We start from the raw sequence: 5,703 nt of genomic DNA, 5'->3' as shown, positions 1-5,703 counted from the left end.
ATCTCCTCATGAACGAAGGAATCCGTCCGATTAACAATGTAGTGGACGTGACCAATTACATCTTGCTCTACTTTGGTCAGCCCATGCATGCCTTTGATCTGGACACATTTGAGGACAATCAGATTGTCGTGCGGGAAGCGCGTGCTGGTGAGAAACTGGTGACGCTGGATGGCGAAGAGCGGGAGCTGGAAGTCGGCGATTTAGTCATTACTGTGGCAGACAAGCCAGTGGCTTTGGCTGGTGTCATGGGTGGAGCAGCAACCGAAATCTCTGACAAGTCGACTCGTGTCGTTCTGGAAGCAGCAGTCTTCAATGGCAAGTCAATCCGTAAGACAAGTAGTCGTCTGGGCTTGCGTTCCGAGTCTTCTTCACGCTTTGAAAAAGGGATTAACCTTGCAACAGTAACCGAGGCTCTCGATGCTGCTGCGAGCATGATTGCTGACTTAGCTGGTGCCACTGTTCATGCTGGCATTGTCCAAGCAGGACAGTTAGATACGACTGACAAGCAAGTTTCGACTAGCCTTTCTGATGTCAATCGAGTCCTGGGAACAGATTTGACTTATGCAGATATTGAAGATATTTTCCGCCGTCTAGGCTTTGGCCTCAGTGGTTCTGCGGACTTGTTCACAGTCAGCGTGCCTGCTCGTCGTTGGGATATTAGTATTCCAGCAGATCTTTACGAGGAAATTGCTCGTATTTATGGCTATGACCGCTTGCCGGTTTCCCTGCCTCAAGATGCTGGAACAGCTGGTGAATTGACGGCTACTCAGAAGCTACGTCGCAAGGTTCGGACGGTGGCTGAAGGAGCAGGATTAACCGAGATTATTTCTTATGCCTTGACCACGCCAGAAAAAGCTGTCGAATTTACGCTTAATCCTACAAATCTAACGGAGCTTATGTGGCCTATGACAAGGGAGCGCAGTGTTCTCCGACAAAATATGCTCTCAGGCATGTTGGATACTGTCAGCTACAATGTTGCTCGTAAAAATAAGGATTTGGCCCTTTATGAAATTGGGAAAATCTTTGAACAAACTAGCAATCCGAAGGAAGAATTGCCTAACGAAATCAATAGCTTTGCCCTTGCCCTAACTGGCTTGGTAAGTGAAAAAGATTTCCAAACGCCAGCGACTCCTGTGGACTTCTTCTACGCTAAGGGAGTGGTTGAAGCGCTCTTTGACCGCCTAGGATTAGCAGCTGATTATCAAGCAACTGACCAGCTCAAGAGTCTGCATCCGGGTCGGACAGCGCTGATTTGGATCAAAGGTCAACTAGTGGGTTATGTTGGGCAGGTTCATCCAGTGACGGCCAAGGCTTATGACATCCCAGAAACCTATGTGGCGGAGCTCAATCTGACGGCTATTGAGGCGAGCCTTGAGCCAGAACAGCCTTTTGCAGAAATCAACAAATTCCCAGCTGTTACTCGCGATGTGGCTTTGTTGCTCAAAACAGAAATCAGCCACAGACAGGTGGTTGAAGCGATTCAAGCTGCCGGAGTGAAACGTTTGACGGATATCAAGCTCTTCGATATCTTCTCAGGTGAAAAGCTGGGTGTTGGCCTCAAGTCTATGGCTTACACACTGACCTTCCAAAATCCAGAAGACAGCCTAACCGATGATGAAGTCGCTAAATACATGGAAAAAATCCAAAAATCCTTGGAAGAAAATGTCGGCGCAGAAGTGCGCTAGTATATACAGAGAGAAGCAGTCCTTTGGGCTGCTTTTGGCTATAAAAGAGCTTTATAAAAGTCGTGATTTATGGTATTCTAGTCCCATAATGATTTTACAGAAAGAATATTTTAATGGAATATAAAAGAAGTTATGCGGGTGAAATCACTGGAATTATCATTGTTATTGTTATTGTTCTTGTAATTATGTTAATTGTGACAATTCAATCACCAAGGAGTAGTGGTACTAGCTATAACGATAGTCTCGAGAAGTTGGATACGGGAATAAAAGATGCAAGGTTGGATGAAAGCCCAATGACTATTGAAAAGGCTAAATATTTTTTTGGATCGGATTTTGCACCTGAGAATGAAACACCAGAAGAAGAGCAAAAAAGACTGCAATCTTTTGTAGATACCTATAATAAACAATTAGAGTCTGAGCAAGCTTCTATCCGAAAAGAAAAGGAAACAGAGCAAGAATTATTCAACCAAAATAATCAATATGCAGGCCCAATTCTGATTGGTGCAGGTGTCCTCATTACTATTTTGGCTATATCAGCTTTAACGAAGGCAAATGAGCCCTCTGCCCTGACCATCTCTGATGACAAGATTGATATCAAAGCAACGGTTTTCCGCGAAATGAAACACATGAATCTAGGTACGATTAAACAGATATAGTATAAAATAAAGGTTTATCGTACTAATAATAAAAGAAGAACTTATCGCATGCTTTATTTTAAAGACGAAGAAGGAAAAACACTGGAAGAGATTGACTTGAATGATCTTGTTGATGCTGATTTCAATACGATTTATAAAGAAATCAGTAAACGAGCTCCGCATATCGAATAGATTTTTCCGGAATAAAAGGAAAGATTGTAGGAAAAGTAATCATGGAAAATGTAAGACAAATCTCCCAATGTCAGACTCTTTGGGCTAAAAATAAGTATCTGGTGCTCAGTCATTCCAGTAAGATCTATCTGGAAATCCGCCAATATCTAAAAAGTGACTTGGTGGAAGCAGCACATGTCCAAGACTTGATTGACCAGGCGGTAGCCCTGCCTGAAAATCGCGGTCAGGTCTGCAATGCTTTTCAGCATGTTTGGGGCTATTTTAAGAAAAAAGCTCTCCCAGCTGAAAAAGAAAACTTTATGCTGCTTTTAGAGCGATACCAAGTAGGTCAGGTGGAGCAGAAGGTTTTGGTAGAAGCTGTAAAAGATTTGCTTCGAAAGTACCCCAATTCTTACCTGCAGCAGTCGACTTTGTTATTTGGGGATAAGGTGTGAGGCTCGGATATCGAAAATGACTAGCATAGAGCTTGTAGTGGTTAGAAGCAATAGATTGTATTCTCCAGTCCAATAAGGCTGGGGAATTTTTGAGTTCTAAAAAAATGCTATATGATTGACAAATAAAACAGACAATTGTAGAATATAATTATAAAATACAAATGTAGAAAAAAGAGAAAACAATATGACTATTTCAAAAAAGGCCTTTATCGGCATTCTATCTCTGACAGCAGCAGTTTCACTGGCTGCTTGCTCAAGCAATGCTAACCAGACAGGAAATACTGGTTCATCACAAAATACCCAAAGCCAAACATCACAGCCTGCGCAAGAACAGACTTCTTCCTCCAATGCAGGTCAGACCAGTAATTTAGACGGACGCTACCAAGCAACCGACCATGATGGTGACCAGCACGTCCTAGAAATCAACGGTAGGACTGGCACTTGGACTGAGATCGAGATCGACGGCAGTAAGGAGATCAAACAGGTACAAGTAGATACGGCTAGTCAAAGATTGATTGTCGGTGACGATGTCAAAAGCTATCGACAAAATGGCAATCAGCTGATTGTGGATGAACTGGATGATGATCCAGATACTCTGACCTTTACTAAGCAGTGAAGCGTTTCTCAATCTGCTCAGAAAAAGAGTGTGCGAAGCGTAAAGAAAAAGAAACAAGAACGGTTTCGGTAGATGAACTGAAGCCCTTGTTTCTTTTTATTTTCTGATTTTCTTTCAAAAAATGTTTCTTATTTAGGGAATCGCTATATGACTTAGTGATTTTTGTGTGAATCTAGTTACCATTAGTCTCATATGTTTTTCTAGCTTGCTTCTTTATGATATAATGATCTTTAATATCTCAAAGGAGGACAGCTTTGTTTTTAGCTTTTAAAGAGATTGTCTACAGCCGTGGACGCTATCGTTTAGTGGTTGCTGTGGTCTTTCTCATTACCTATATGGTTTTCTTTTTATCCAGTCTTTCCGTCGGCTTGGCTAGGCTCAATCGCTTGGCTTTGGACCAATGGCATGCTGAGTCGATCGTCTTGTCAGAGTACGCCAATAAGAATCTAATAGCTTCGACTCTCAAGGAAGAAGAGTATAGCCGCCTGCTTCAAGGGGACTCAATCGCTGCTTTGGGACAAACGTCAGCAGTGGCCAATTATGAAGATGGGACTGATAAACTCAATGCTCAGGTTTTTGGTCTCTCTTGGGATAGTTTTCTAGCGCCTGACATTATTGAGGGACGTCCTGCTGAGACTGCTTATGAAGTCATTGCGGATAAGCGCCTGCGTCAAAAAGGAGTGAAACTAGGCGACCAGCTTCAGCTCAATGGCAGTGAGCGCCTCTATCAGGTTGTTGGTTTTACAGAGGATAATAGCTTCTTTACGCAACCTGTAATTTTTATGGCTCTAGATGATTTCAGGGAATTAAAGTACGGCTCTAGTCAGGTTAAGAATATCAGCGCACTTGTAGTCAAAGATAGTCAAAAAATTGAAGAAACTGGGCTTAGTCAGCTTTCTATTAGTGATTTTATAGAAAACATCCCTGGTTATCAGCCTCAGGTACTGACTTTTTCCTTTATGATTGGGGCTATGGTTTTGATTACCTTTTTAGTATTGGGGATTTTCATGTACATCATCACCATTCAGAAGACTCAACTTTACGGTATTATGCGCGCCCAAGGTATTGCCAGTGGTAAGATTATTGCTTCTATTTTCTGGCAGATTTTCATCCTGTCCACTCTGGGAATCAGCTTAGCTGTCTTGGCTCTTTTGGGAACCCAGCTAGTCTTGCCGGCTTCTATGCCTTTTTACAGTGACTGGCGAGCTTATGCTGGATTGATTGTCCTGATTGTTTTCATGTCACTGGCTGGCGGACTCTTGTCCATTCATCGAGTTCTGAAAATTGACCCTATCACAGCGATCGGAGGTGAGTAAATGGCAATCATAGAACTAAAAGGGGTTACAAAAGAATACGGCCAGGGGCATACGCTAGTTCAAGCCCTGAAACCAACTGATTTCCAACTTGAAGCAGGGCAGTTTGTAGCTATTATCGGGCCGTCAGGCTCGGGTAAGACAACCTTTCTGACCTTGCTGGGGCATTTGCAAACTCCTTCAAAAGGCCAGATTCTCCTGCATGGGAAAGATACCTCCCAGCTCAAGGAAAAGGAACGAGCTGCCCTGCGTTTCAATGATTTTGGCTTTATTTTGCAGGCTTCCAATCTCATTCCTTTTTTGAAAATCGAAGACCAGTTTCAGCTGATTGACCGCTTATCTAAAAAGGAAAGGACGGATCTAGAAAGTCTGATTGAGCTGTTAGATCTAAAAGACACGCTTAAGCAGTATCCCAAAGAATTGTCCGGTGGGGAAAGGCAGCGAGCTGCTATCGCCAGAGCGCTTTACAATAGCCCAGATATTATCTTGGCTGACGAGCCGACAGCTAGTCTAGATACGGAGCGGGCTAAGCGCGTGGTTCATCTGCTCAAAGAAGTGACCCAGAAATTCAATAAGAGCGTGGTCATGATTACCCATGATACCCGCCTACTGGACGAGGTTGACAAGGTCTATGAAATGCAAGACGGAGTGCTGACTCAAGTCCGATGAAGATGTAGCCAAACAAAAAAATAATTTGGGGCAAGGAGAGTGCCATGATTCATGATCAGGCAAATTCTCAGCTAGATTGAATAGAGAAATAAACACGGTTCTATTTTTGTACTGACCCCAAAAAGTTAGACCATTAATTTAAGTAAAGGATTTAGTTCT

At 42.9% G+C, this 5,703-nt stretch carries 7 protein-coding genes; all 7 read left to right on the top strand.

Features of this window, described 5'->3' with window-relative positions; all coding sequences use genetic code 11:
• Window positions 1-1,685: phenylalanine--tRNA ligase subunit beta (gene pheT, locus Q0191_RS02930; protein WP_297663685.1), on the top strand; the 1,685-nt coding region annotated here is incomplete at its 5' end.
• A 113-nt stretch (window positions 1,686-1,798) separates the two neighbouring features.
• Entirely contained in the window at window positions 1,799-2,341 is a 543-nt protein-coding gene (locus Q0191_RS02925) for a hypothetical protein (RefSeq protein WP_297663683.1), read from the top strand.
• A gap of 48 nt (window positions 2,342-2,389) precedes the next feature.
• Entirely contained in the window at window positions 2,390-2,512 is a 123-nt protein-coding gene (locus Q0191_RS02920) for a hypothetical protein (protein ID WP_297663681.1), read from the top strand.
• Between the two features lie 41 nt (window positions 2,513-2,553).
• A complete protein-coding gene (locus tag Q0191_RS02915; RefSeq protein ID WP_297663679.1) occupies window positions 2,554-2,946 on the top strand; it encodes a YbgA family protein in 393 nt (130 codons plus the stop codon).
• 184 nt (window positions 2,947-3,130) lie between these two features.
• On the top strand, window positions 3,131-3,562 hold the full coding sequence (locus Q0191_RS02910) for an SP_0198 family lipoprotein (RefSeq protein WP_297663677.1): 432 nt from the start codon (window positions 3,131-3,133) through the stop codon (window positions 3,560-3,562).
• 254 nt (window positions 3,563-3,816) lie between these two features.
• Window positions 3,817-4,878, top strand: a complete 1,062-nt coding sequence (locus Q0191_RS02905) for an ABC transporter permease (RefSeq protein ID WP_297663675.1) — start codon at window positions 3,817-3,819, stop codon at window positions 4,876-4,878.
• Window positions 4,879-5,544, top strand: coding sequence for an ABC transporter ATP-binding protein (locus Q0191_RS02900; protein WP_297663673.1), 666 nt, complete (start codon window positions 4,879-4,881; stop codon window positions 5,542-5,544). It abuts the gene before it with no gap.
• The last annotated feature ends 159 nt before the right edge of the window (window positions 5,545-5,703 follow it).

It is taken from the genome of uncultured Streptococcus sp. (assembly GCF_938036805.1).
In the GTDB taxonomy this organism is placed as follows: Bacteria; Bacillota; Bacilli; order Lactobacillales; family Streptococcaceae; genus Streptococcus.
The sequence above is the reverse complement of the archived record's forward strand: the minus strand, read 5'-3'. Positions and strand labels throughout refer to the sequence as shown.

What these genes read in the sequence shown, in the direction of transcription:
- Q0191_RS02925 (WP_297663683.1), top strand. Translation starts at nt 1,799, where the DNA reads ATGGAATATAAAAGAAGTTATGCGGGTGAAATCACTGGAATTATCATT.
- Q0191_RS02920 (WP_297663681.1), top strand. Translation starts at nt 2,390, where the DNA reads ATGCTTTATTTTAAAGACGAAGAAGGAAAAACACTGGAAGAGATTGAC.
- Q0191_RS02915 (WP_297663679.1), top strand. Translation starts at nt 2,554, where the DNA reads ATGGAAAATGTAAGACAAATCTCCCAATGTCAGACTCTTTGGGCTAAA.
- Q0191_RS02910 (WP_297663677.1), top strand. Translation starts at nt 3,131, where the DNA reads ATGACTATTTCAAAAAAGGCCTTTATCGGCATTCTATCTCTGACAGCA.
- Q0191_RS02900 (WP_297663673.1), top strand. Translation starts at nt 4,879, where the DNA reads ATGGCAATCATAGAACTAAAAGGGGTTACAAAAGAATACGGCCAGGGG.